This window comes from Curtobacterium sp. Curtsp22, from assembly GCF_059492135.1.
Genome location: NZ_CP168519.1, coordinates 2,537,869 through 2,561,253 on the forward strand (window position 1 = coordinate 2,537,869; position 23,385 = coordinate 2,561,253).

Annotated in this window: 24 protein-coding genes and 1 pseudogene; 17 read left to right on the forward strand and 8 right to left on the reverse strand. The window is 73.0% G+C overall.

Features of this window, described 5'->3' with window-relative positions:
* The first annotated feature begins 60 nt into the window (after positions 1 to 60).
* The 10 genes from ACEN8D_RS12315 to ACEN8D_RS12360 all read left to right on the forward strand — a co-directional run bounded on the left by ACEN8D_RS12315 (position 61) and on the right by ACEN8D_RS12360 (position 10,609).
* The gene (locus tag ACEN8D_RS12315; protein WP_413461279.1) at positions 61 to 885 is read left to right on the forward strand and encodes a hypothetical protein; all 825 of its coding nucleotides are present in this window, start codon (positions 61 to 63) and stop codon (positions 883 to 885) included.
* Positions 882 to 1,124 carry a hypothetical protein gene (locus ACEN8D_RS12320; protein ID WP_070417597.1) on the forward strand — a complete coding sequence of 81 codons (243 nt, stop codon included), beginning with the start codon at positions 882 to 884 and terminating at the stop codon, positions 1,122 to 1,124. The genes ACEN8D_RS12315 and ACEN8D_RS12320 overlap by 4 nt, the downstream gene beginning before the upstream one ends.
* Positions 1,125 to 1,215: 91 nt before the next feature.
* Positions 1,216 to 1,395, forward strand: coding sequence for a YegP family protein (locus ACEN8D_RS12325; protein WP_070417598.1), 180 nt, complete (start codon positions 1,216 to 1,218; stop codon positions 1,393 to 1,395).
* A 25-nt stretch (positions 1,396 to 1,420) separates the two neighbouring features.
* Positions 1,421 to 3,106: a bifunctional 3'-5' exonuclease/DNA polymerase gene (locus tag ACEN8D_RS12330; RefSeq protein ID WP_413461278.1), complete on the forward strand. Its 1,686-nt coding sequence runs from the start codon at positions 1,421 to 1,423 to the stop codon at positions 3,104 to 3,106.
* Between the two features lie 95 nt (positions 3,107 to 3,201).
* Positions 3,202 to 4,392 carry a Fic family protein gene (locus ACEN8D_RS12335; RefSeq protein WP_070417600.1) on the forward strand — a complete coding sequence of 397 codons (1,191 nt, stop codon included), beginning with the start codon at positions 3,202 to 3,204 and terminating at the stop codon, positions 4,390 to 4,392.
* 41 nt (positions 4,393 to 4,433) lie between these two features.
* The gene (locus tag ACEN8D_RS12340; protein WP_413399888.1) at positions 4,434 to 5,240 is read left to right on the forward strand and encodes a phosphatase PAP2 family protein; all 807 of its coding nucleotides are present in this window, start codon (positions 4,434 to 4,436) and stop codon (positions 5,238 to 5,240) included.
* Between the two features lie 10 nt (positions 5,241 to 5,250).
* Positions 5,251 to 6,876 (forward strand): serine/threonine-protein kinase, encoded by a 1,626-nt coding sequence (locus tag ACEN8D_RS12345; RefSeq protein ID WP_495601024.1) that lies wholly within the window; start codon positions 5,251 to 5,253, stop codon positions 6,874 to 6,876.
* 47 nt (positions 6,877 to 6,923) lie between these two features.
* Positions 6,924 to 10,088, forward strand: coding sequence for a GH92 family glycosyl hydrolase (locus ACEN8D_RS12350; RefSeq protein ID WP_413461818.1), 3,165 nt, complete (start codon positions 6,924 to 6,926; stop codon positions 10,086 to 10,088).
* Positions 10,089 to 10,122: 34 nt separating this feature from the next.
* Positions 10,123 to 10,359 (forward strand): hypothetical protein, encoded by a 237-nt coding sequence (locus ACEN8D_RS12355; protein WP_413399855.1) that lies wholly within the window; start codon positions 10,123 to 10,125, stop codon positions 10,357 to 10,359.
* 46 nt (positions 10,360 to 10,405) lie between these two features.
* On the forward strand, positions 10,406 to 10,609 hold the full coding sequence (locus ACEN8D_RS12360; protein WP_139201893.1) for a hypothetical protein: 204 nt from the start codon (positions 10,406 to 10,408) through the stop codon (positions 10,607 to 10,609).
* A gap of 273 nt (positions 10,610 to 10,882) precedes the next feature.
* On the opposite strand, the gene ACEN8D_RS12365 is transcribed toward ACEN8D_RS12360, so the two are convergent.
* From ACEN8D_RS12365 to ACEN8D_RS12380, 4 genes are all read right to left on the reverse strand, one after another.
* Positions 10,883 to 11,413 carry a GNAT family N-acetyltransferase gene (locus tag ACEN8D_RS12365; RefSeq protein WP_495601025.1) on the reverse strand — a complete coding sequence of 177 codons (531 nt, stop codon included), beginning with the start codon at positions 11,411 to 11,413 and terminating at the stop codon, positions 10,883 to 10,885.
* A gap of 23 nt (positions 11,414 to 11,436) precedes the next feature.
* The gene (locus ACEN8D_RS12370) at positions 11,437 to 12,375 is read right to left on the reverse strand and encodes an aldo/keto reductase (protein ID WP_092385400.1); all 939 of its coding nucleotides are present in this window, start codon (positions 12,373 to 12,375) and stop codon (positions 11,437 to 11,439) included.
* A gap of 126 nt (positions 12,376 to 12,501) precedes the next feature.
* The gene (locus tag ACEN8D_RS12375) at positions 12,502 to 13,113 is read right to left on the reverse strand and encodes a CG0192-related protein (RefSeq protein WP_413398483.1); all 612 of its coding nucleotides are present in this window, start codon (positions 13,111 to 13,113) and stop codon (positions 12,502 to 12,504) included.
* 18 nt (positions 13,114 to 13,131) lie between these two features.
* A complete protein-coding gene (locus tag ACEN8D_RS12380; RefSeq protein ID WP_413398482.1) occupies positions 13,132 to 13,887 on the reverse strand; it encodes an SDR family NAD(P)-dependent oxidoreductase in 756 nt (251 codons plus the stop codon).
* A 35-nt stretch (positions 13,888 to 13,922) separates the two neighbouring features.
* On the opposite strand from ACEN8D_RS12380, the gene ACEN8D_RS12385 reads away from it, so the two are divergent.
* Entirely contained in the window at positions 13,923 to 14,732 is an 810-nt protein-coding gene (locus tag ACEN8D_RS12385) for a putative RNA methyltransferase (protein WP_413398481.1), read from the forward strand.
* Positions 14,733 to 14,739: 7 nt separating this feature from the next.
* On the opposite strand, the gene ACEN8D_RS12390 is transcribed toward ACEN8D_RS12385, so the two are convergent.
* Both ACEN8D_RS12390 and ACEN8D_RS12395 read right to left on the reverse strand, forming a co-directional pair.
* Complete coding sequence (locus tag ACEN8D_RS12390) at positions 14,740 to 15,243, reverse strand: hypothetical protein (RefSeq protein WP_413398480.1); 504 nt, start codon at positions 15,241 to 15,243, stop codon at positions 14,740 to 14,742.
* Between the two features lie 50 nt (positions 15,244 to 15,293).
* Positions 15,294 to 15,701 carry a VOC family protein gene (locus ACEN8D_RS12395; protein WP_092385390.1) on the reverse strand — a complete coding sequence of 136 codons (408 nt, stop codon included), beginning with the start codon at positions 15,699 to 15,701 and terminating at the stop codon, positions 15,294 to 15,296.
* Between the two features lie 61 nt (positions 15,702 to 15,762).
* Here ACEN8D_RS12395 and ACEN8D_RS12400 point away from each other — a divergent pair, with 61 nt between their 5' ends.
* On the forward strand, positions 15,763 to 16,716 hold the full coding sequence (locus ACEN8D_RS12400) for a helix-turn-helix transcriptional regulator (RefSeq protein ID WP_413398479.1): 954 nt from the start codon (positions 15,763 to 15,765) through the stop codon (positions 16,714 to 16,716).
* Here the strand turns inward: ACEN8D_RS12400 and ACEN8D_RS12405 are convergent, their stop codons facing one another.
* Positions 16,717 to 17,697 (reverse strand): Abi family protein, encoded by a 981-nt coding sequence (locus ACEN8D_RS12405; RefSeq protein WP_413398478.1) that lies wholly within the window; start codon positions 17,695 to 17,697, stop codon positions 16,717 to 16,719. It lies immediately after the preceding gene.
* A gap of 161 nt (positions 17,698 to 17,858) precedes the next feature.
* Here ACEN8D_RS12405 and ACEN8D_RS12410 point away from each other — a divergent pair, with 161 nt between their 5' ends.
* The 5 genes from ACEN8D_RS12410 to kdpC are packed head-to-tail and all read left to right on the forward strand — an operon-like array spanning position 17,859 to position 22,531.
* A complete protein-coding gene (locus tag ACEN8D_RS12410; RefSeq protein WP_309777464.1) occupies positions 17,859 to 18,032 on the forward strand; it encodes a hypothetical protein in 174 nt (57 codons plus the stop codon).
* Positions 18,029 to 18,118, forward strand: coding sequence for a K(+)-transporting ATPase subunit F (gene kdpF / locus ACEN8D_RS12415; protein ID WP_070417610.1), 90 nt, complete (start codon positions 18,029 to 18,031; stop codon positions 18,116 to 18,118). The genes ACEN8D_RS12410 and kdpF overlap by 4 nt, the downstream gene beginning before the upstream one ends.
* Positions 18,118 to 19,803 carry a potassium-transporting ATPase subunit KdpA gene (kdpA, locus tag ACEN8D_RS12420; protein ID WP_309886532.1) on the forward strand — a complete coding sequence of 562 codons (1,686 nt, stop codon included), beginning with the start codon at positions 18,118 to 18,120 and terminating at the stop codon, positions 19,801 to 19,803. The genes kdpF and kdpA overlap by 1 nt, the downstream gene beginning before the upstream one ends.
* An 11-nt stretch (positions 19,804 to 19,814) precedes the next feature.
* Positions 19,815 to 21,929, forward strand: coding sequence for a potassium-transporting ATPase subunit KdpB (kdpB, locus tag ACEN8D_RS12425; RefSeq protein WP_413398477.1), 2,115 nt, complete (start codon positions 19,815 to 19,817; stop codon positions 21,927 to 21,929).
* Positions 21,926 to 22,531 (forward strand): potassium-transporting ATPase subunit KdpC, encoded by a 606-nt coding sequence (kdpC, locus tag ACEN8D_RS12430; protein WP_413398476.1) that lies wholly within the window; start codon positions 21,926 to 21,928, stop codon positions 22,529 to 22,531. The genes kdpB and kdpC overlap by 4 nt, the downstream gene beginning before the upstream one ends.
* Positions 22,532 to 22,853: 322 nt before the next feature.
* Here kdpC and ACEN8D_RS12435 read toward each other — a convergent pair.
* Positions 22,854 to 23,327 (reverse strand): annotated as a pseudogene (locus ACEN8D_RS12435) (Abi family protein); the annotation flags it as partial.
* Between the last annotated feature and the right edge of the window lie 58 nt (positions 23,328 to 23,385).

The following is a 23,385-nucleotide window of genomic DNA, read 5'->3' on the forward strand; positions in this document are numbered from 1 at the left end:
GACCACGACCGGCCCGACCACGACCGGCCCGACCGCGACCGGCCCGACCACGATCGGATCGTGCACGACGGGACCGAGCTCCTCGCCGCGGCGATCGGGACCGTCCCCGACCCAGGAGAGCTGGCCGCCGCACTCGAGTCGATCGTCCGCGGCCTGCCCGACAGCGCGACCGTCGACGTCCTCCGCGCCGTCCGACCCCGGACGGCCGCCTGGCTCCGTGCCCACGGCGCCTCGGCCGACCAGGCGGCCGACAGCATCGCGGACGTCGACCGCAAGCTCGCGCGGTACGGCCTCCGGGGAACCGGTCTGGACTGGTTCTGCGCGGTCCTCACCGCCCGCGTGGTGACGGTGGGGCGCCTCCAGTTCGAGATCGGCGACACGGCGGCCGACGGCTCCGCGGCCTGGGGCGTCCACGTCCCCGAGACGGGTCCCCTCGACGCCCCCGCGTGCGACCGATCGTTCGACGAAGCGCCCGCGCTCCTCCGTGCCGTGGCACCGGCGCACGTGGCCGGCTGGTGGCAGTGCCGCTCGTGGATCCTCGACCCCGAGCTCGCCGACGTGCTCGGCCCGGACGCGAACCTCGTACGGTTCGCCCGCCGCTTCGACCTGGGACCGCCCTCGTCCGGTGACGCCGCCGAAGGGGACGGCGGTGTCGCGAAGTTCGTCCTCGGCACGACGCTGCCCGACGCCCGCGCGGCGGTGTCACGCGGGTCGATCCCCTCCGGCCGCCTCGCCGCCGGGGTCGCAGCCCGGTGGCGGTCGGGCGAGCACTGGACGGCCCGCACCGGGACGATCCGGGTCGCCGACCCGGGGCGACCGCCCGTGCGATCGTCCGGAGCCGCCCGACCCGGTGCCAGCACCCCGGGCGTACCGTCCCACCCATGACGAAGCCCGACCGCGACCACCTCGACGACGGTGTCGACATGTCCTTCGAAGAACGCCGCCAGGACACCTTCCGACGCATGTCCGGCTCCGACGAGCACGACGCCGACCCACGGGTCGAGGTCTCCCGCGCCGAGGACGGCGACGTCCGCATCGACGTCTCCGACAGCGCCGCGGTCCGCCCCGGCGGCGGGACCTCGCAGCGACCCCGCGGTGACGGGGACGCGAACACCGCGGATTGAGGCTTCCGCGATCCGGGCCCGGCCAGTAGCGTGCGGAGCAGACCGCGTTCCGCGGACAACGGGCACCATCGGATCGACGCGAGGAGTCGACATGGCCGGCAAGTTCGAGATCTGGACCGACGCCAAGGGGGAGTACCGCTTCCACCTCAAGGCGGGCAACGGCGAGGTCATCGCCACGTCCGAGGGGTACGCCTCGAAGGCGGGTGCGAAGAACGGCATCGCCTCCGTGCAGCAGAACGCGCCCGGCGCGGAGGTCGTCGAGCTCGACTGACGGTGGCGCACGGCATGATCGTTCCGTGCACCTCGTCCTCCGCCGCGTCGACGGCGGCGTCCTCGCGACGCCCCTGACCGACGCGGGGACCGCAGACGGCGAGCCGATCCGGGTGGACGAGCCGCGCCTCCCGGCCTTCGTCGCGTCCCGGGACGCGCCCGACGTGCGCTGGGTGTGGGACGACACCGCGCGCTGGTACCCGGCCGTGCTCGCGGCCGGCGGCCGGGTCGGGCGCTGCATCGACCTGCGCCTGTGCCGCCGCATCCTGCGATCGGCCCTCGCGGCACGGGACACCGCGCTCGCCGCCGCGCCCGTCGACGCGTGGGACGCCGCCGTCCAGGAGGCGCGGGTCACCCGCCCGACGCACGCCCGCCTCTTCGACGACGCGCTCTTCGACGTGTCGCCTCCCGACGACGAGCTGGACCCGGTGGCAGAGCTGCGGGCGCAGCTCGACGCGGTCGCGTCGTCAACCGCGCCGGGTGCGCTGCGGCTCCTGGTGACGGCGGAGTCCGCCGGCGCGCTCGTGGCGGCGGAGATGCTCCACGCCGGGCTGCCCTGGCGCGCCGACGTGCACGAACGACTGCTCGAGGACGCGCTCGGACCGCGGGTGCCGTACGGCGTGCGACCTCGGCGGCTCGAGGAGATCGCGGCCGTCGTGCGCGAGCGGCTCGGTGACCCGTCGCTCAACCCGGACTCGCCCGCCGACGTCCTGAAGTCCCTGCGCCGAGCCGGCCTGATGGTCACGAGCACACGGAAGTGGGAGCTGCAGGAGATCGAGCACCCGGTCATCGAACCGCTGCTCGAGTACAAGCGGCTCGCCCGGCTGCTGACCGCGAACGGCTGGACCTGGCTCGACGAGTGGGTGCACGACGGTCGGTTCCACCCGAAGTACCTGGTCGGAGGGGTCGTCACCGGGCGCTGGGCGGCCGACGGCGGGGGAGCGATGCAGCTGCCGAAGGGCATCCGCGCCGCCGTGGTCGCGGACGACGGGTGGAAGCTCGTGGTGGCCGACGCGGCACAGCTGGAGCCCCGGGTGCTCGCGGCGATGGCCGGCGACCGGGCGATGGCGGCGGCCGGCGACGGGCGCGACCTGTACGACGGCGTCGTGGCCTCCGGAGCGGTCGAGACCCGGCAGCAGGCCAAGGGCGCGATGCTCGGCGCGATGTACGGGGCGACCCAGGGCGAGGGCGGGCGGCTCGTCCCGCGGCTCGAGCGGGCGTTCCCGGCCGCCCTCGGACTCGTCAGCCGGGCAGCCCGGGCGGGGGAGCGGGGCGAACCCGTGACGACGTTGCTCGGCCGGACGTCACCGGTGCCGGACGCCTCGTGGTTCGCGGCGCGGAACCAGGCCTACACGGTCGAGGGGACGCCGGCGATGCAGCGGGCGGTGGAGTCGCGGGCACGGAGCTGGGGGCGGTTCACCCGGAACTTCATCGTGCAGGGCACCGCTGCCGAGTGGGCGCTGGCGTGGATGGGGTCGTTGCGCTCGCGGCTCGCCGAGCGCTTCCGGGGGCCGGTGACGGACGGCCCGCACCTGGTGTTCTTCGTGCACGACGAGATCGTGGTGCACACCCCGGCCGAGCACGCCGAGTGGGTGGCCGAGCAGATCCGGGCCGCCGCCGCCGACGCCGGGCGACTGCTGTTCCGCGACTTCCCGGTGGTGTTCCCGCTCTCGGTGGCGGTCGTCGACGACTACGGCGCCGCGAAGGACTGACGAAGACTTGAACCACCTGGCGACGATGCAAGTACCAGGCTTGTTGATTGAACATGTTCTCTCGTGATTCAAGTCCTGGCGCCTAAACTCGTCAGGTGAACATCGCCCGCTTCCGCGACAGCCCGCTCGGTGCGCTCGTACCGGTCGGCGGTGTCGACGGTCGCACCGGCTTGCGGTACGACCACTTCGGTTTCTCGCCGCACCCGCTCGGGGATGCCCCACCGCTCAGCGGGAGTACTTGGGCCGCTGTCTCGCGGGCGAACCGTGCGCTGGGCCGGCTCGAACAGGGCGCCGTCCTGCTTCCGAACCCCGGGATCCTCCGCCAACCGACCCTCCGACGCGAGGCACAGAGCACGTCAGCGCTCGAGGGGACGTTCGCGCCGCTGGACGACGTGCTCGCAGCCGAGGCGGTCGGGGGGAGCGGGCGCTCGGCTGCCCTGTCCGAGGTGCTGAACTACGTCGAGACCGCCGAGCGGGCCTTCGACTGGGTCGCGACCGCGCCGGTCACCCTCGGTCTCCTGGAGGAACTCCAGGGGCTGCTCGTCCGCGGCACGGCTGCCGACACCGGGCAGGCAGGACGCGTCCGTGAGGTCCCGGTCGCGATCGGCACCCGTGGTGGCGGCATCGAGGACGCGCGGTTCGTCCCGATGCCACCCGGTACTGGGTTGCGCGCGGCGCTCACGGACCTCGTGCACTGGATCGAGGATGCCGGCGATCGGCAGGAGGATCCGGTCCTCGCAACGGCGATGGCGCACTACCAGTTCGAGACCATCCACCCGTTCAACGACGGCAACGGTCGGCTCGGTCGGCTCCTGATCGTCCTGCAGCTGATGCGTGCGGGAGTGCTGACCGAGCCGCTCCTGAGCGTGTCCCCGTGGTTCGAGGCGCGAAGAGAGCGGTACCAGGACCACCTGGCCGAGGTCAGCGCGTCCGGGGACTGGGACGCCTGGGTGCGGTTCTTCGCCGATGGCATCGAGCAGTCGGCGATCGACACCGGCACGCGCATGACCGAGCTGCTCGCCGTCCAGGCCGAGTACCGCGAGCGCATCCGCGCGAGCGGCGGACGCGGGATGGTGCTGGAGATCGCTGACTTCCTCATCGGTACGCCGTTCGTCTCGATCCCGATGCTCGCAGCGGCGACGGGCAGGACGTACCAGGCCGCGAGCAACGCCGTGGCGAAGCTGTGCGAGCTGGGCATCCTCAGCGAGGTGGAGCGCCAGGGGATCAGGGTCTTCCGCGCGTCGAACGTCGTGGCCGTCACGATGCGTCCACCGGCACTCCGCTGACCTCCCGCACCCGCACACCGGGACTCGGGCAGGGTGGGTCGATGCAGACCGATCACCCCGAGGCCCCCGACCAACGCGTCGGCGACGTCGACCTCACGACGTGGCGCACCCGCGCCGGCCGGGCGTCCGCGGACCGGTGGGCAGCGCTCGGCCACCGATGGGGCGCGCTCCCGCTGCTCGTGGTCACCCTCGCGATCGGCATCGGGGTCGCCGTGACCGCGACCTGGGCGGCCTCCGAGGTCTACGACGCCGTGCGCGAGGCCGACGACGTCGCCGTGCTCGACCGCCCCGTGCTCGACTGGATGCTCACGCTCCGGTCGCCGACGGCCGACACCCTCGTGACCTGGTGGACGGACGTCGCCGGCACCATCGGGATGCCGATCGTCGCCCTGGGGTTCCTCGTCGGGTTCACGATCCAGCGTCGTGCCTGGACGCCCCTCGTGCTGCTCGTCGCGGCCGCGGGCGGGTCCCTGCTCATGACGATCGCGGGCAAGGACCTCATCGGCCGTGCCCGCCCGCCGCTGCGCGATGCCGTCCCGCCGTACGAGCACTCGCCGTCGTTCCCGTCCGGGCACACGCTCAACGCGACCGTCATCGTCGGGACGATCGTGTACCTGCTGCTCCTCCGGCAGTCGAAGCTCGTGACCCGGGTGCTGACGATCGTCGCCGGCACCTTCTTCGTCGTCTCGGTCGGCATCTCGCGGGTGTTCCTCGGCCACCACTGGCTGACCGACGTCCTGGCGGCGTGGGCGCTCGGGCTCGCCTGGCTGGCGCTGGTGATCACGGCGCACCGCCTCTACCTCACGGCGCTCCGCCGCGGTGCGCGACCCGTCAGGTCGTCCCGGTAGGTTGCCCCGCATGGAAGAACGGGTCTTCGGCGGTCGGTACCGCGTCACGGGAACGCTCGGGCACGGCGGCATGGCCTCCGTCTACCGGGCGGTCGACGAGCAGCTCGGGCGTGAGGTGGCGGTCAAGGTCTTCCGCATCGGAGCGGTCGACCACGGCGAACGCGCCCGTGCCGAGGCGGAGATCCAGACCCTCGCGGCGCTCCGCAGCCCGGCACTCGTGACCCTGTACGACGCCGCGCTCGACGACGTCGACGGCGACTCGTACCTCGTGATGGAACTCGTCCCGGGCAGCGACCTCGCGACGCGACTGCGCGAGGGGCCGCTCGACCGTGCCACCGCCGCCGGTGTCGGGGCGCAGGTCGCGGACGGCCTCGCGGCGGCGCACGCGCAGGGCATCGTCCACCGCGACGTGAAGCCGGCGAACGTGCTGCTCGAGAGCGACGGCGTCCACGTCAAGCTCGCCGACTTCGGCATCGCCCTGCTGCGGGACGGCGCCCGGGCCACCCAGACCGGCACGGTGATGGGCACGGCGGCGTACATCGCACCGGAGCAGGTCCTGGCGCAGCCGATCACCGGCAAGGCCGACGTGTACGCGCTCGGCCTCATGCTCCTCGAGGCGCTCACCGGCAAGCAGCCGTTCCCGGGCAGCGCGGTCGAGTCCGCGACCGCTCGCCTCACCCGCGGTCCGGAGATCGACCCGCACCTGCCCACTGCCTGGCGCACGCTCCTGCACGTCATGACCGCGCAGGACCCGGCGGACCGGCCCTCCGCGGCCGAGGCGGCACAGCGACTCCGTGCGCTCGGCCACGACGACGCCGCTCCGGCCACGCAGCTCCTCCCCGGCGGTCCCGGCACGGTCACGCCGGCCGTGGCGGGTGCGGCGGCCGGTGCCGCGGCGGCGGGCGCTGCGGGTGCCGCCCGTGCGGACGAGGCGACGCAGGCGATGCCGGCGAGTCGCGCCTCCGGGGCCGACGACGCCACGCGAGCCATGCCGACCGCGCAGCCCGGCGGCGCCGACGACGCGACGCGCGTCCTGGACGCGCAGCGGCCGAACGCCGCCGACGACGTCGCGACCACGGTGCTCGGCGCGCAGGCGGGCCGCAGTGCGGACGGCGCGCCCGGAGCGGTCGGCCGTGCCGGAGGCCCCCGTGGCCCGGTCGCGGCGCCCCCGGCACCGGCGCCGGACGACCGACCCCGGCGCCGACGCGGGCCGATCATCGCCGCCGTGGTGATCGGTGTGCTCGTGCTCGCCGGCATCGTCGTCGCCGTGTTCGCCCTGAACGGGGACGACGGGTCGACGCCGGCACCGACCCAGTCGAGCTCGCCCTCGACCGACGACCAGCAGCCGAGCGAGCCGGCGGAGCAGCCGTCCGAGCCGGCGGAGCAGCCCTCCGAACCGGCCGAGCAGCCGTCCGAGCCCGCACAGCAGCCGTCCGAACCGGCCGAGCAGCCGTCCGAGCCGGCACAGCCGAGCGACCCGGCGGACGACCCCTCGGTGGGGCCGCAGCCGTCGAGCCCGGCGTCCAACCCCGTGCAGGCTCCGCAGGACGGCGCCGACCCGGCCGTCGACACGAGCGGCCCGGGCAGCTCCGGTCCCGGGAACTCGGCGAACGCCCCGGGGCACAACCGGGGCTGACACGCCGGGGGTTTTCCTCCAGACGGTGGACCAAATACGCTGGGCCGGTGCGAGAACTGCAACGGAGCGGTGGCCCGACGACGGCCGTCGCCGCGCGGAACGGTGTCGGCTTCGGTTCGGCGGAGGGCTGGCTGGTCGAACGACCCGCGGGTGAGCACGTCGCCGCCGCGGTCGTCCCCGGGTTCGCCGGTCGGACGATCGAGTCGGGTGACGAACTCTCGTGGGTGTGGTTCCCGGAGCGCGTGCTGCCGGACGGTGCGACGGAACCCACCGAGGACGACCTGCCGCACTTCTGGGACGCGACGGCGTTCGCGCTCGACCTGGTCTGCACCGACGGCACGCGGCTGAGCGACGCGGCGCGCGACCAGTACGGCGACACGCTCACGCCGGAGGCGCAGGACGCCGCGCGCAAGCAGTGGGTTGACCAGTGGAACCGTCGGGCGGTGGACCTCACGCCGCTCGCGGGCCGGGTCGTGGACCGCCTGGAGGCGCGGCTCGGCTCCGGCCCGCACCCCACGACCGCAGACGGGTCGCGCCCGCACCTCCGCGGCTGGCTCGACGCCGTCCGCATCGGTCCCGCGCGCCCCGTCCCGCGCACCCCGCTCGACCACGTCCGCACGACCCGCGGCACGCAGGCGTCCTCCCGGTTCTCCCGCGGCAACAACGCCCCGCTGGTCGGCATCCCGCACGGCGGGGTCTTCGGCCTGCCCATGACCGACGCCTCGAGCAACCGCTGGCCGTACGCCTACCAGGAGCACGACCGCACCGACGCGACCGGCCGGGTCCGCCCGGCGATCCAGGCCTTCGCGACGAGCCACATCCCGTCACCGTGGATGGGGGACCGGGGCGTCTTCCAGGTCATGCCCTCCCCGCTCGACACCCCCGATCCCGACCGGGCCGCCCGTGCCCTCGGGTTCGACCACGACGACGAGCAGGACGGTCCGCACCGCTACCGGGTCGCCCTCGACCAGGGCGTCACGGCCGAGATGACCGCGGGGGAGTTCGCCCTCGGCTTCCGGTTCACCGGCACCCGGAGCATCGTGCTCGACCACCACGGCCGGGTCTCGGACGTCTCGGTGACGGTCACGGACGGCACCGCCGTGGTCGAGGCCCTGCTCGACGACCGTCCGGGCACCCCGCCCCACTTCGTGCACCTCCGGGTCCCCGGGGTGACCGCCGACCACACCACCGTCGGCGAGCAGCAGCTCCGCGGCTGGTTGTCGCTGTCCGACCAGCCCGAGGGCACCGACGTGCTGCTCGGGATCTCCACGGTCTCGTTCGAGGACGCCCGCGCGAACCTCGACGCCGCCGGCCCGTTCGACACCATGCGCGCCCGTGCCGAGCAGCTCTGGACGGACGAGCTCGCCACGCTCTCCGTCGAGGGTGCGACCCCCGACCAGCTGACGACCCTGTACTCAGGGCTCTACCGCCTGTTCCTCTACCCGAACCGTGCCGGCGAGACCGCGCGCGACGGGGTCCCCCGGCACCGCTCCCCGTACGGCTCCGTGCAGGCCGAGCCGATCCGCGACGAGCCCGGACCCGAGGTCGTCGACGGGCCGTTCACCACCACGAACGGCTTCTGGGACACCTACCGGACCGCCTGGCCGCTCCTCGCCCTGCTCACCCCGGAGACGGCGGGCGACCTCGCGCAGGGCTTCGTCGAGCACCACCACGACGGCGGGTGGACGCCCCGGTGGAGTGCCCCCGGCGCCGAGGACTGCATGACCGGCACCACGAGCGACACCGTCTTCGCGGACCTCGCGGTGAAGGGCGTCACCGGGTTCGACCTCGCGCAGGCGTACCGCAGCGCACTGCGGAACGCGACCGTCCCGCCGCGCGACGAGCGTGTCGGACGCAAGGGGAGCCTCCCGGGTGCCTTCCGCGGCCACGTCGACACCGCGACCCACGAGGGGATGAGCTGGACCCTCGACGCGGCCATCAACGACTGGGGCCTCGCCGTCATGGCGGGCCTGCTCGCCTCGCGCGCCCGGACACCCGCCGACCTCGCCCGCTACGAGGCCGAGTCGGAGTGGTTCGCCCGTCGCTCCCTGCAGTACCGGAACGTGTTCGACTCCGAACGGGGCTTCTTCATCGGGCGCGACCCCGACGGGTCGTGGCGGGTCGGCACCGAGTTCGACCCGCGGGACTGGGGCGACGACTACACCGAGACGAACGCGTGGGGGACCGCCTTCACCGCTCCGCACGACGGGTCCGGCGTCGTCGACCTGCACGGCGGCCCGTCCCGCTTCGACGCCGCGCTCGACGCGTTCTTCACCACCCCGGAGACCGGCGCGACCGTCCGCTCCGGCTCGTACGGCTTCCCGATCCACGAGATGACCGAGGCCCGCGACGTGCGGATGGGGATGCTCGGGCTCTCCAACCAGCCCGCGCATCACATCCCGTTCTTCCCGATGTTCACCGGGCGGCACGACGAGGCGCACCGCATCGTCCGCGAGGCGCTGCAACGGCTCTTCGTCGGGTCCGACCTCGGGCAGGGCTACGCCGGCGACGAGGACAACGGCGAGATGAGCGCCTGGTACGTCTTCGCGACGATCGGCCTCTACCCGCTGGCGCCGTCCACGGGCACCTACGTCCTCGTGCCGCCGTCGGTCCGCAGGACGGTGCTGCAGCAGCCGGGAGGCGCGCCCACCGTCATCGAGGTCGCCGACGGCTCCGAGGGCGCGTACGTCGCGTCGGTGACGGTCGACGGCTCACCCTGGACGTCGGTGAGCATCCCCCACTCGGTGGTGGTGTCGGCGTCGCGGATCGTGTTCACGCTGTCGCCCGAGCCGCAGGGCTGGGCATCGGACACCCGCCCGGTGTCCGCGTCCGACGTGCACGGGTACCGGGACACCCCCGTCGACCTGCTGCCGGTCGGCCTGTCGTCCGCCGACCTCCCGTCGCCCGCCTCCTCGCTCGTCGACGACACCGGACGGACGGTCACGGCGCTCGCCGCGGGGACCTCGGTGTCGTTCGACGTCCCCGACGTCCCGACCTCGCTCTACACGGTCACCGCGGCGGAACCCGGGGTCCACTCGTGGGAGGCCGCGCTCGGGGACACCCGCGTCGCCGTGCAGGACGCCGTGTTCGACTGGGCCGGGCAGACCCGGGTGTTCCGGTTGCAGGGCTCCGGGACGGCCTTCACGTTCACGGCCGTCTCCGACCTGCCGCTCACCCAGCTCGAGCTGATCGCGGCGGACGGACAGCGTTGACCCGCCGTTCACCGGGCGGGGGCATGCTCGGCCCATGTCGATGAGCACACCCTTCGATCCCGAACAGGACGGCCGCTCGATCCCCGTGGACGGCTCCGACGAGGACGAGCTGCAGATCGAGGAGGACCGCGGCGCCGACGTCGGCGAGGACTCCGCCGACCCGAGCGTCTCGCCGGTCCGTCACGACGACGACGACGAGGACGAGGCCGGCGGCGGCCCGGTGTTCCGCCGACCGCAGGCCGGAGACCGCCTGCACCCGGACGATCTCTGACGGACTTCCAGGGCGATTGCCAAGCGGACCGGGCATGCTCGGGCGCATGTCGATCGCGAACTCGTGGGACCCGTCCGGTGGCCGTGCCATCCCCGAGGACCAGGTGAAGGAAGACGGCCTCGAGCTCGACGAGGAGTCGGCGGCCGAGCTCGGCATCACGTTCGACGTCGTCGGCGGAGCGTCGGCCGACCCCGCGGGGGTGTCGCCCGTGGACGTGGCGGTCCCGAGCGCCCCGACCCGCGCCGACTGACCCGCACCCCGCGCGCTGCGCTGCTGCCCGCGCCCCGCGCGCTGCCCGCGCCGCGCGCTGCCCGCGCCGCGCGCTGCCCGCGCCGCGCGCTGCCGCCCGCGCGGCAGCGCTCGTGCTGCGCACAACCAAACGCACCACGAACCGCAGGGAACCGCGGTTCGACGCGCATTCGGTTGTGCGATGGCAAGCGACGCCGCGGGCCGCGGGCCGCGCGCCGCGGGCCGCGAGCCGCGACCGCGGGCCGCGCGCCGCGACCGCGGGCCGCGCGCCGCGTCAGCGCCCGGCGGGCCCGCCGGGCACGCGGTACTTGAACCCGACGTGCGAGCCCGTGAACCCCAGGCGCTCGTAGAACCGGTGCGCGTCCGTCCGGTGCGCGTCCGAGGTCAACTGCACGAGCGGCGTCCCGAGTTCCCGGGCGGCGACGTCGACCACCCACCGCATCACCGCGCTGCCGATCCCGCCCGAGCGCACGGCACTGCTCACCCGGACGGCCTCGACGAGCAGCCGGGCGGACCCACGCCGGGCCATCCCGGGGATCCGCGTGAGCTGCAGCGTGCCGACGACGACGTCCCGTTCGTCCGTCACGACGAGGAGCGCGTTCGCCGGGTCCTCGACGATCGCCCGGAGCGCGGCGGCGTACAGCGGCTCGTCCTCCGGCGCGGCGACGTCCCCGCGTGCGGCACTGATCGGGTCGTCCGACAGCAGCGCCATCAGGGCGTCGAGGTCGTCGGGCGAGGCGTCCCGGACGGTGACCGGGCCGGAGCGGGCGACGAGGGGGACGGGCAGGGTGAGGTCGTGGAGCACGGGTCCCACCCTGCCCGATCCGCTCAGGGGACGGTGTGCCCCGCGGCGGTGAACACGCGGTACCACTCCTCGCGCGAGAGCACGACGTCCGACCCGGCGGCCGAGTCCCGGACGCGCTGCGGATTCGTCGTGCCGAGGACGACCTGGAAGTGCGCCGGGTGGCGGGTGATCCACGCCACGGCGATGCCCGTCGGGGTGACCCCGTGCGCGGCCGCGAGCTCCTCGAGCACGTCGTTCAGCTCGGCGTAGTGCTCGCGGTCGCCGAGGAAGACGCCGTCGAAGAAGCCCTTCTGGAACGGCGACCAGGCCTGCAGCGTGATGTCGTTGCTGCGCGAGTGGTTGAGGATGTCGTTGTCGCGGTCGATCGACTGGTCGAGGCCGCCCATGTTCGCCGTGACGCCCTGCGCGATGACGTTCGCGTGCGTGATGCTCAGCTGCACCTGGTTGAACGCGAGCGGCTGCCGCACCGAGCGGCGCAGCAGGTCGACCTGCCCCGGCGTGTGGTTCGAGACGCCGAAGTGGTGGACCTTGCCGGCGGCGTGCAGCTCGTCGAAGGCCTTCGCGACCTCCTCCGGCTCGACGAGGGCGTCGGGACGGTGCAGCAGGAGGACGTCGATGTGGTCGGTCTGCAGCGCCGTGAGCGACTCGTGCACGGACTCGATGATGTGCTCGTACGAGAAGTCGAAGTACGCGCCGTTCGGGGTCGGGCGGATGCCGACCTTGGTCTGCAGCACGATCTCGGCGCGCTCGGCGGGGGAGAGCGTGACGGCCGAGCCGAAGCGCTCCTCGCAGCCGTGCCACCCGCCGTACACCGCGGCGTGGTCGAACATGGTCACGCCCGCGTCGCGCGAGGCGCGGTAGAGCGCGCGGATGTCCTCGTCGCTCATGTCGTTGATCCGCATCAGGCCGACGACGACGTCGGAGGCGGTGAGGTCCGTCTGTGGCAACTCCAGTGTCTTCACGCCCTCGATCCTGCCATCGGCGTGCCCGGCCAGGCAGGCCCTGTCCGTACCGGCATCGGTGCGAGCGACGGACGGGAGGCGCGGCTCGGCCCCGCCACGGGCATCGCGGCCGTCAGGTGATCCGGTTCAGGGCACCAGGACCGCGAGCACGCCGGTCCCGTCGGCCCAGCTGCCGGTGAGCGTGCGACCAGCGGGCAGCTCCGCCCCGACGGCACGGGCGACGACGAGCGTCCCGTGGTCGGTCGCGACGGAGGTCAGGCCGCCGGAGGTCTGCGCGTCCACGGTCGTCACGGTGGGGCAGTCGGCGTCGGACCCGCTGCCCGATGCCGTCCCCTCGGCGTTCCACGCCCCGGATCCGTCGGCGCGCTCGAGGGTGGCCTCGTGCCCGCCCGTGGCGATCGCCCGGCGCAGGACGTCGGCGTACACCGGGTCGCCCACGGCGTCGTAGACCCAGCGACGTCCGAGCACGGAGTGGTCCATCTCGGTCACGAGGAAGGCCTCGGCACCGTCGAGCGGTGCGCCGCGGTAGGTCAGCGGTGCCTGGAGCACCCGACCGTCCGGAGTGCGCACGAGCACCGTCTCGACGCCGACCTCGCCCGCGGGGTCGTCGAACCGGAACTTCCCCGCGATCGCGAGGTCGTCGCCGGCGGAGACCCCGCTCCAGGGCTGGTCCGGCAGCCAGGCGGCGAGCGCCTCGAGCTTCGACGGGCGGAGTTCTGCACGGTGGATGACGGCCATGCCCCGACCGTACCGGGGTCAGTGCACGGAGAACCCGCCGTCGACCGCGATCGACTGCCCCGTGACGTACGCCGAACCGGGGCCGGCGAGGAACACCGCGGCGGCGGCGAAGTCCGAGGCGAGCCCGTTCCGCCCGACCAGGGTCCGTGCCGCGAGGGCGGCGACGGTCGCGGGGTCGGCACTGAGCCGTTCGTTGAGCGGGGTCCGGACGAAACCGGGGACGAGGACGTTGGAGGTGACCCCGTGCCCGGACCAGGCCTCTGCCTGGGACCGGGCCAGCGCCTCCAGGCCCGCCTTCGAGACCCCGTACGCGCCGCTGGCGGCGAAGGGGCGGTGCGCCTGCTGGGAGCTGATGCCGATGATCCGGCCGTACCCGCGGGCCGCCATGCCGGGCGCGAGCCGCTGCCCGAGCACGAACGGCGCGTCGAGGTTCACGGCCATCGTGGCGTCCCAGGTGTCCTCGTCGAGGTCGGCCATGGGCGGCCGCAGGTTGATCCCCGCGGAGTTGACGAGCACGTCGACATCGCCCGCAGTGTCGGCGAGGGCATGGGCTCCGGCGCGCGTGGACAGGTCTGCGACGATGCCGTCGGCCGAGCCACCCGCCTGCCGGATCGCAGCGACGGTGGCGTCGATGGTCGCCGCGGTCCGGGCCGCGACGAGCACGTGTGCGCCGGTGTCCGCGAGGGCGGTGGCGATCGCTCGCCCGATGCCGGAACTGCCTCCCGTCACCAGGGCGGTGCGTCCGTCGAGGCCGAAGAGCTGCTGCAGCGACATCCGGCCAGGCTAGCGAGGCCCCGTACGCTGGGCCGGTGCGTGACGACCTGCTGCCGATGCTCGCCTGCCCTGTCTGCGCCGAGCCCCTCGGCCGTGTCGACGGTGGCCAGGTCGGCTGCGCCACGGGCCACCGGTTCGACGAGGCCAAGCAGGGTCACCTCACGCTGCTGCCCGCGAAGCGTCGTGCGCTGACGGCGGACACCCCGGAGATGGTCGACGCCCGACTCCGATTCCTGGGGCGGGGGCACTACGCGCCCGTGGAGCAGGCCGTGGCCCGGGCGGTCGCGTCGGTGGACGTGCCCGGTGTCGTCCTCGACGTCGGGTCCGGGCCGGGCACGTACCTCGCGCACGCGCTCGAGGCCGTCCCGCGGCTCGGGGTCGCACTCGACCTGTCCGCGGTCGCGATCCGACGGGCCGCTCGCATCCACGAGCGTGCGGTGGCCGTCGTCGGGGACGTGACCGAGCGCCTCCCGGTCGTCGACGGCGCAGCCGCGGTCGTGCTGGACGTCTTCGCGCCACGCAACCAGACGGAGTACGCGCGGGTGCTGCACCCCGACGGCCTCCTCGTGGTGGTGACCCCGCGCACCGGACACCTGGCGGAGCTGGCCGAGGCGACGATCACGGTGGACCCCGAGAAGGAACGGCGGCTGCACGACTCCCTCACGCCCGCGTTCGCGCAGCGGTCGGCCGAGGACCTCACGTGGACGATGGAGCTGTCCGCCGATGACGTCCACGACGTGGTGCACATGGGGCCGAGCCACCACCACGTCGACCCGGGGCAGGTGTTCGCGCCGACGAGCGTCACCGCTGCCGTGACGGTCAGCACGTGGAGTCCCGCGCGCTGACCGCCCGTCACCGCGCCTGTCGCCGGGCGGTGTGGGCTCGCCCACGTGCACGATCGACCGCGATCCCGATCCGGGCGAGCAGGAGCACGGCGCCGACACCACCCGCGCCGATCGGGGTCACGAACAGGCCGAGGTCCGTTCCCGGCAGCCGCCACCAGTCGATCGACCACGCGGCGACGACCGCGAACGCCAGCAGGAGTCCGGCTCGCCACCACCAGCGCCCCGGCAGCCGTCCGACGCCGAGCGTGGACAGCACCAGGAGCGCCCAGCACCCCTCCGGCGCGAAGGACCGCGGGTCGTTCGTCCCGCAGGTGGACACGGCGCACTCCCACCGGACCTGGTCGGCCACGCCCCCGTACCAGCGGAACAGCAGCACGGCCGCGACGAGGGCGAGGAGCGCCACCGGCGGCCCGGCCCATCGCCACACCCGGCCGAACCGGGAGCGGCGTCGACGCGCGGCCACCCACCCGTCGCCGAGCTCGTAGCCGGGCATCGGACGGAACTCGGGCATGCCGGCACGCTACCGGCGGTCGGATTTCGTGGGGAAGTGGCTCGGAAACGTCACGCGACGTCCAGCGCCCAGATCACGCCGAAGCGGTCGCGGAGCTGCCCGGCCAGCGGCGCCCAGGCCGACGGACCGAGCGGCTGCCGGATCTCGGCCCCCTCGGACAGCGCCGCCCAGTACCGCTCGAGCTCGGCCGCGTCGTCGCCGTGCACGTACACGTAGAAGGCGTTCGTGCCCTGGTCGTACGGCTGCCCCGGCCAGACGTCGAAGGCCATCACGCGCAGCCCGGCGTCGGTGGCGACCTGACCCCAGACGATGCGGTCGGCCCAGTCCGGCTCGTCCGAGGCGCCCATCGCGCCGTAGGTCATGGACGCGACCTCGCCGCCGAAGACCGAGGCGTAGAAGTCGAGGGCCGCGCGGGCCTGTCCGTCGAAGTTGAGGTGGGTTGTCGTTTCGATGCTCATGGGACCAGCATCCCGGGCATTGCGGTCAGATCCTGTCCGCTTCTCCACCGATACTGGGGGCATGTCCGGACCGTCCTCGCGCATGCTCGCGCTGCTCTCGCTGCTGCAGGTGCACCGGGACTGGCCCGGCGACGAGCTCGCCGGACGGCTCGAGGTCAGCCCGCGCACGCTCCGCCGCGACGTCGACCGGCTCCGCGGCCTCGGCTACCGCGTGGAGGCACTGCGTGGCCCGGCCGGCGGGTACCGGCTGGCAGCGGGTGCGGACCTGCCCCCGCTGCTGTTCGACGACGACCAGGCGGTCGCGATCGCCATCGCGCTCGCCGTGGCACCCGCATCCGGCGCGGACATCGCCGAATCGGCCGCCCGGGCGCTCGCGACGGTGCGGCAGGTGATGCCCGCGCGTCTGCGCACACGGGTGGATGCGATCGACGCGGTCACGTCGGCCGGTCGCACCCCCGTCGACCCGGGTGTGCTCGTCGCGGTGAGCGAGGCCGTCCACCTCGGCGAGGTCCTCCGCTTCGGGTACGGCCCCGACGAGACGCCCCACCGGGTCGAGCCGCACGCGGTGGTCGCCCGGAACGGCCGCTGGTACCTGCTCGACTGGGACCTCGACCGCGACGACTGGCGTACCCACCGCGTCGACCGCATCACCCCGCGGATGCGGACGCGCGTGCCGTTCACGCCGCGTCCCGTGCCCGGTGGCGATCCGGCAGCGTTCGTGGCCGCGCGGTTCAAGGGGTCCGACCGCGAGGACGTCTGGCCCTGCACCGGCACCGCCGTCCTCGAGGTGCCGGCCGAGACCGTCGCGCCGTACCTCCCCGACGACGCCGTGCTCGAGCCGCTCGGCCCGGACCGGTGCCGTCTCACGCGCGGCTCCTGGTCGTGGGAGGGCCTCGCGGCGGCGTTCGCCGGTGCCACCGCGGACTTCACCGTCGAGGGGCCCGACGAACTCCGGGCGGCGACGGCCGTGCTCGCCGAGCGGCTGGGGCGAGCGAGCGGGCGCCGCCGGGTCTGATCAGGCGTCCGCCCACAGGGCTTCGTCGAGCCATCCGGCTGCGACGCCCATCGATGCGACCGTCACCGGACCGGCGGCTGGGAAGGAGCGCACGAGCGCCGCTGCGCGCGGTGCCCAGTCGCGGTCCCACGGGATCGACCGCAGCAGGTACGCCAGCACAGCGAGAGTGTTGTAGACGCCGAACTCCTTCGGCGCGGTGCCGTCGGAGAGATGCCCCAACAGGGGGACCTCCGACGGTCGGGGCCGCTTCGGGGCCGCCACCAACTTCCGGTTGAACAGGCGGGCGTGGTGGGCGGAGACGTTGCGCACGTAGTTCACGGACGACAGCCAGCTCAGCATCGTCTTCTTCGTCGGGACGCCGAACGACCGGGCGATCTCGGTCGAGACGTCGTTCCTGAGACCTCCGTAGAGACGCGCGAGATGCCCGAGCTCGAGGATCTCGGTGAGCGCCCAGATCGGCATCCGGCCGTCGTACTTCGTGCGGAAGTGTCCGACGAACGCCTCGTCGGACGAGTTCTGGCGTTCAGCGACGCGCACGAGCCATGCGGTGTGGGCGCTGACACCGTCGGCGTCCGTCGGGCGCGGTGTCGTGAAGGCCTCGGTGAACAACGTCGAGTCCTCATGAGCGAACGGGGAGTGAGCCCCGAGGACATGGCCGAGTTGTGTCCGCACGGCGACCTCCACCCGCTCGACCGCCTCGATGACGAGGAGCCGGAGTCGACGATCGAAGTCGATGAGCGCCTCGGCGTGACGGATGTCGGTCCCCGTCCGGTACTGATCGCGCACCACGACACGTCGGTGTCCGTCGTCGTCCGCGACGGGACACGACTCTCGGAACGGGTACAGGTAGCCGGTCAGTCGGTAGTACCCGACTTCACGGAGCACCGACGATCCGGAGGTCGCGTCGTCGATGTGACATCCGCGACCGCGGAGCTTGTCGATCTGCTCCTCGACCGAGAGCCACGGCTTCCCGTACTCCATCGCCCTCCCGCGAACAGAAAATCGGCCCGAGCCGTGAGGCGAGCGGGCCGATCGTGATGTATCAACGCTAGCAGATCCAGCGGACACCGAGCAATGGGCGTTAGTGACGCGCATGCGTGTGTCAGGAGCGCGTCAGGAAACCGTTAGGGACGGGTCTGGAGGTGCGGTGCCGGATCCAGCATCGGTTCGGCACCACACGTGGTGCCGTCCGCGTCGCCCGGCGCGGACCCCGTGAACCTCTGGAGTCCCTCGTGTTCGACGTCTTCGTCGTCGCCGGTGTCCTCGCCGTGTTCGGCGTGGTGGCACTCATCGCCAAGGCGGTGGAACGGCTGTGATCGTCATCACCATCGCCGCCGCCGTCCTCGGCGTCGCCTCGCTCGTGTACCTCGTCTGGGCCCTCGTGCGCCCGGAGAAGTTCTGATGAGCACCGCGGACACCTGGGCCGGGATCGTCCAGGTCGCCACCCTCGTGCTGCTGCTCGTCGTCGCCTACCGGCCGCTCGGCGACTGGATGGCGCGGGTGTTCACGCCGACGCGGCACAGCCGTATCGAGCGCGGGGTCTACCGGGTGATCGGCGTCGACCCCGATGCCGAGCAGTCGTGGCCCGCGTACCTGCGCGGCGTGCTGCTCTTCAGCGCCGTGGGGCTGCTGCTCGTGTACCTCCTGCAGCGCATCCAGGTCGTGCTGCCCGGCGACCTCGGGCTGCCGAACGTCGGTCCGTCGCTCGCGTTCAACACGGCGGCGTCGTTCGTCGCGAACACGAACTGGCAGTCGTACTCGCCGGAGGTCACCGTCGGGTACACGGTGCAGATGGCCGGCCTCGCGGTGCAGAACTTCCTCTCCGCGGCGGTCGGGCTCGCCGTCGCCGTGGCGCTCGTCCGCGGCTTCGCCCGTCGACGCTCCGGCACGCTCGGCAACGTCTGGGTGGACGTCGTCCGCGGGACCGGCCGGCTCCTGCTGCCGGGAGCGTTCGTGTTCGCGATCGTGCTCGTCGCCGGCGGTGTCATCCAGTCGTGGGGGAGCGGCACCGACGTCACGACCCTGGTCGGCGGGACGCAGCACATCCCAGACGGGTTCGTCGCCTCGCAGGAGGCCATCAAGGAACTCGGTACGAACGGCGGCGGCTACTTCAACGCGAACTCGGCGCACCCGTTCGAGAACCCGCAGGCGTGGACGAACCTCGTCGAGGTCTTCCTCATGCTCGTCATCCCGTTCTCGCTGCCGCGCACGTTCGGCCGCATGGTGGACGACGACCGTCAGGGCTACGCGATCCTCGCCGTGATGGGCGCGATCTTCCTCGTCTCGCTCTCGGTGATGTCGATCGCCGAACTCGGTGGCGGCGGCAGCGCGACCCACGCCGCCGGGGCCGCCATGGAGGGCAAGGAGGTGCGGTTCGGCATCCTCGGCACGACGCTCTTCGGGACGACCTCGACCGCGACGTCGACCGGCGCCGTGAACGGCATGTTCGACAGCTTCACGCCGATCGGCGGGATGATGGCGCTCGTCAACATGATGCTCGGCGAGGTCACCCCCGGCGGTGTCGGCTCCGGACTGTACGGGATGCTCGTGCTCGCGGTCATCACGGTGTTCATCGGTGGGCTGCTCGTCGGTCGGACCCCCGAGTACCTCGGCAAGAAGATCCGGGCCCGCGAGATGACCTTCGCGTCGCTCTACATCCTCGTCACCCCGACCCTGGTGCTCCTCGGCACCGGCCTGTCCCTGGTGCTCCCGGGCGTCCGCGAGCAGGTCGTCGGCACGTCGATCTTCAACCCGGGCAACCACGGCCTGTCCGAGCTCCTCTACGCCTTCACCTCGGGCGCGAACAACAACGGCTCGGCGTTCGGCGGCCTGACGGCGAACACGACGTGGATGAACTCCGCGCTCGGCGTCGTGATGCTGCTCGGCCGGTTCGTCCCGATGGTGTTCGTGCTGGCGCTCGCCGGGTCCCTCGCGACCCAGGACCGGGTGCCGGAGACCGTCGGCACGCTGCCCACGCACCGGCCGCTGTTCATCGTCCTGCTCGGCGGCGTCGCCGTCGTCGTGACCGCACTCACCTACTTCCCGGTGCTCGCACTGGGACCGCTCGCAGAAGCCCTCGCCCGATGAAAGCCGAGACCATGACCACCGCGACCTCCGAGCACGAGGCGACCAGCGCCTCCAGGCCGGCCACACGCTCGTCCGCCTTCGGACCCCGTCAACTCGTGGCGGGCCTCCCGGGTGCCCTGCGCAAACTCGACCCGCGACTGATGTGGCGGAACCCCGTCATGTTCATCGTCGAGGTCGGCGCCGCGCTGACGACGGCAGCAGCCGTCGTCGAGCCGTCCCCGTTCACCATCGCCATCGCCGTGTGGCTCTGGCTCACCGTCGTCTTCGCGAACCTCGCGGAGTCGGTGGCCGAGGGCCGGGGCAAGGCGCAGGCCGACACGCTGCGGAAGACCCGCTCGACCACGAGTGCCCGTCGGGTGCTCCGGTACGACCGGTCCGACGCGGCGGCGACCGGCAACGAGACCGAGGAGGTCGCGTCCGTCGACCTCGCCAAGGGCGACGTCGTGGTCGTGGTCGCGGGCGAGGTGATCCCGGGTGACGGCGACGTCGTGGACGGCATCGCGTCCGTCGACGAGTCGGCCGTGACCGGTGAGTCCGCCCCGGTCATCCGCGAGTCCGGCGGCGACCGGAGTGCCGTCACCGGCGGCACCCGGGTGCTCTCGGACCGCATCGTCGTGCGCATCACGTCGACCCCCGGTGAGACCTTCATCGACCGGATGATCCGGCTCGTCGAGGGTGCCGCCCGGCAGAAGACGCCGAACGAGATCGCGCTGAACATCCTGCTCGCCTCGCTGTCGATCGTGTTCGTGATCGTCTGCCTGACGATGCAGCCGATCGCCGGGCTCGTCGGTGCGACCGTCAGCGTGCCGGTGCTCATCGCCCTGCTCGTCTGCCTCATCCCGACCACCATCGGCGCGCTGCTCTCCGCCATCGGCATCGCGGGCATGGACCGACTCGTGCAGCACAACGTCCTGGCGATGTCCGGCCGTGCGGTCGAGGCCGCCGGGGACATCACGACCCTGCTGCTCGACAAGACCGGGACGATCACGTACGGCAACCGTCGGGCGTCGCGCGTGGTGCCGGTCCCCGGTGTCACGGAGCCGGCCCTGATGGAGGCGGCTGCCCTGTCGTCCGCTGCGGACGGGACACCCGAGGGGCGGTCCATCGTCGACCTCGCCGCGGGAGCGGGCGTCGCCCCGGACCTCCCCGCCGGTGCCGTCGAGGTGCCCTTCACCGCACAGACGCGCATGTCCGGCGTGGACCTGCCCGACGGGAGCTCCGTGCGCAAGGGTGCCGCGTCGGCAGTGCTCGCCTGGGCTGCAACCGGTTCAACCGGTGTTCCCGATGCGGTCGCGCAGGCCATCGACGCCACGGTGGTCGAGGTCTCCGACCAGGGCGGTACCCCGCTCGTCGTCGGCCGTCGCGCACCCTCCGGTGCGGTCACGCTGCTCGGGGTCGTCCACCTCAAGGACGTCGTCAAGGACGGCATGGCGGCGCGGTTCGCCGAGCTGCGCGAGATGGGGATCCGCACGGTGATGATCACCGGCGACAACCCGCGCACCGCGAAGGCGATCGCCGCCGAGGCCGGTGTGGACGACTTCCTCGCCGAGGCCACGCCGGAGGACAAGCTCGCCCTGATCCGCAAGGAGCAGGAGGGCGGGAACCTCGTCGCGATGACCGGTGACGGCACGAACGACGCCCCGGCCCTGGCGCAGGCGGACGTCGGCGTGGCGATGAACACCGGGACGACCGCGGCGAAGGAGGCCGGCAACATGGTCGACCTCGACTCGGACCCGACGAAGCTCATCGACGTCGTCCGGATCGGCAAGCAGCTGCTCATCACCCGCGGGGCGCTCACGACGTTCTCGATCGCGAACGACATCGCCAAGTACTTCGCGATCATCCCCGCGATGTTCCAGATGGCGTTCCCCGGGCTCGCCGCGCTCAACGTCATGGGGCTGCACAGTCCCGCGTCCGCGATCCTCAGCGCCGTCATCTTCAACGCGCTCGTGATCGTGGCGCTCATCCCGCTGTCCCTCCGCGGCGTCGCCTACCGCGCCGCCTCGGCATCGTCGATCCTCGGCCGGAACCTGCTCCTCTACGGGCTCGGCGGTGTGGTCGTCCCCTTCATCGGCATCAAGCTCATCGACCTCGTGGTCGGTCTCATCCCGGGGTTCTCCTCATGACGTCTGCATCTCGTTCCTCCTTCCGCTCAATCGGGGTGGCCGTCCGGCTCACCATCCTCAGCACCGTGGTGCTCGGCATCGCCTACCCGCTCGCGGTGTGGGGCGTCGGCCAGGCCGCGTTCCACGACCAGGCGAACGGCTCGATGGTGACGTCGTCGGACGGCACCGTCGTCGGGTCGTCGCTCATCGGGCAGTCGTTCGACGGCCGCGGAGCCGACCGGTGGTTCCAGTCGCGGCCGAGCGCCGCGGGGAAGAAGGGCTACGACGCCGGGTCGTCGAGCGGGTCGAACCTCGGGCCGTCGAACCCCGACCTCCGCAAGGCGATCGAGGAGCGCAAGGCCGCCGTCGCGAAGGCCGACGGGGTCCCCGCCTCCGAGGTGCCGGCGGACGCGGTGACGGCGTCGGGCTCCGGCCTCGACCCGGACATCAGCCCGGAGTACGCGCTGCAGCAGGTGTCCCGCGTGGCCGCTGCGCGGGGGATGTCGGAGTCGGCGGTGCGGACGCTCGTGGAGCAGCACACCGAGGCGCGGCAGCTCGGGTTCCTCGGCGAGCCCGTGGTGAACGTGCTCGAGCTGAACCTGGCGCTCGCGAAGGCGTCCTGACCGTGCCGTCACGCCGCTGCCCAGGTCGGCCGCCCGCCGATGCCCAGGTCGGCCGCCCGCCGATGCCGACGACCAGGTCGTCGTGCTCGTCGACGAGGCGCCGGACGGCTGCGGCGTGGCGGTCGCACGGTCCGACCGTCTCGGCGAGGTGGGCCAGGAGCTCGAGCGAGTGCACCGGGGTCCGCTTCGGCAGGCCCGACAGTCGTGCGACGAGGTCGGGTGGAGAGCCGAACGTCGGCGGCGGGATCCGGAACTTCCGGGCCCAGATCCGCGTGTGGTGCGCGCAGCAGTTGCGCACGTGCGTCAGGTGCTGCAGGCAGGGGCGGAGCGTCGCGGGTGGGAGCCGGAACGCTGCGGCGATCTCGTCGCGGGTCGCCGGCTCGACACCTGCGGCGATCCGGGACAGCTCGCCGAGGCTGAGCGCTTCTGCGAGCATCCCGAACGGGACGCGTTCGAACCGCCGCTCGCGCCAAGCCGACCCGACGGCGGGATCGGCCGCGTGCTCGAGTGCCGATCGGACGCGGCGGAGCATCGCACCGTGGTCGAACGTCGCGCGGAAGGACCGCGGGTCGACGTACCAGCGCGATCCGAAACGGGCTCCGGCTGCGACGTCGAGCCGACCACGGAGCGCGAGTTCGACCTGCTCGACCAGACCGAGCGTGACCGATCGCAGCGAGCTGTCGAAGTCGTGCACCCGCCAGACCGAGGACGCGGAGTCATCGAGCCCCTGCGCGTGCAACGCCTGCCGGAACTGCGCGTGGCGGTAGCGGGACATCGCGACCGTTGGGTCTGGCATCGATCGGCTCCGAGATCGGGGGAACGTGTGATCTCGGGCAAGCCGGCAGCAACTACAG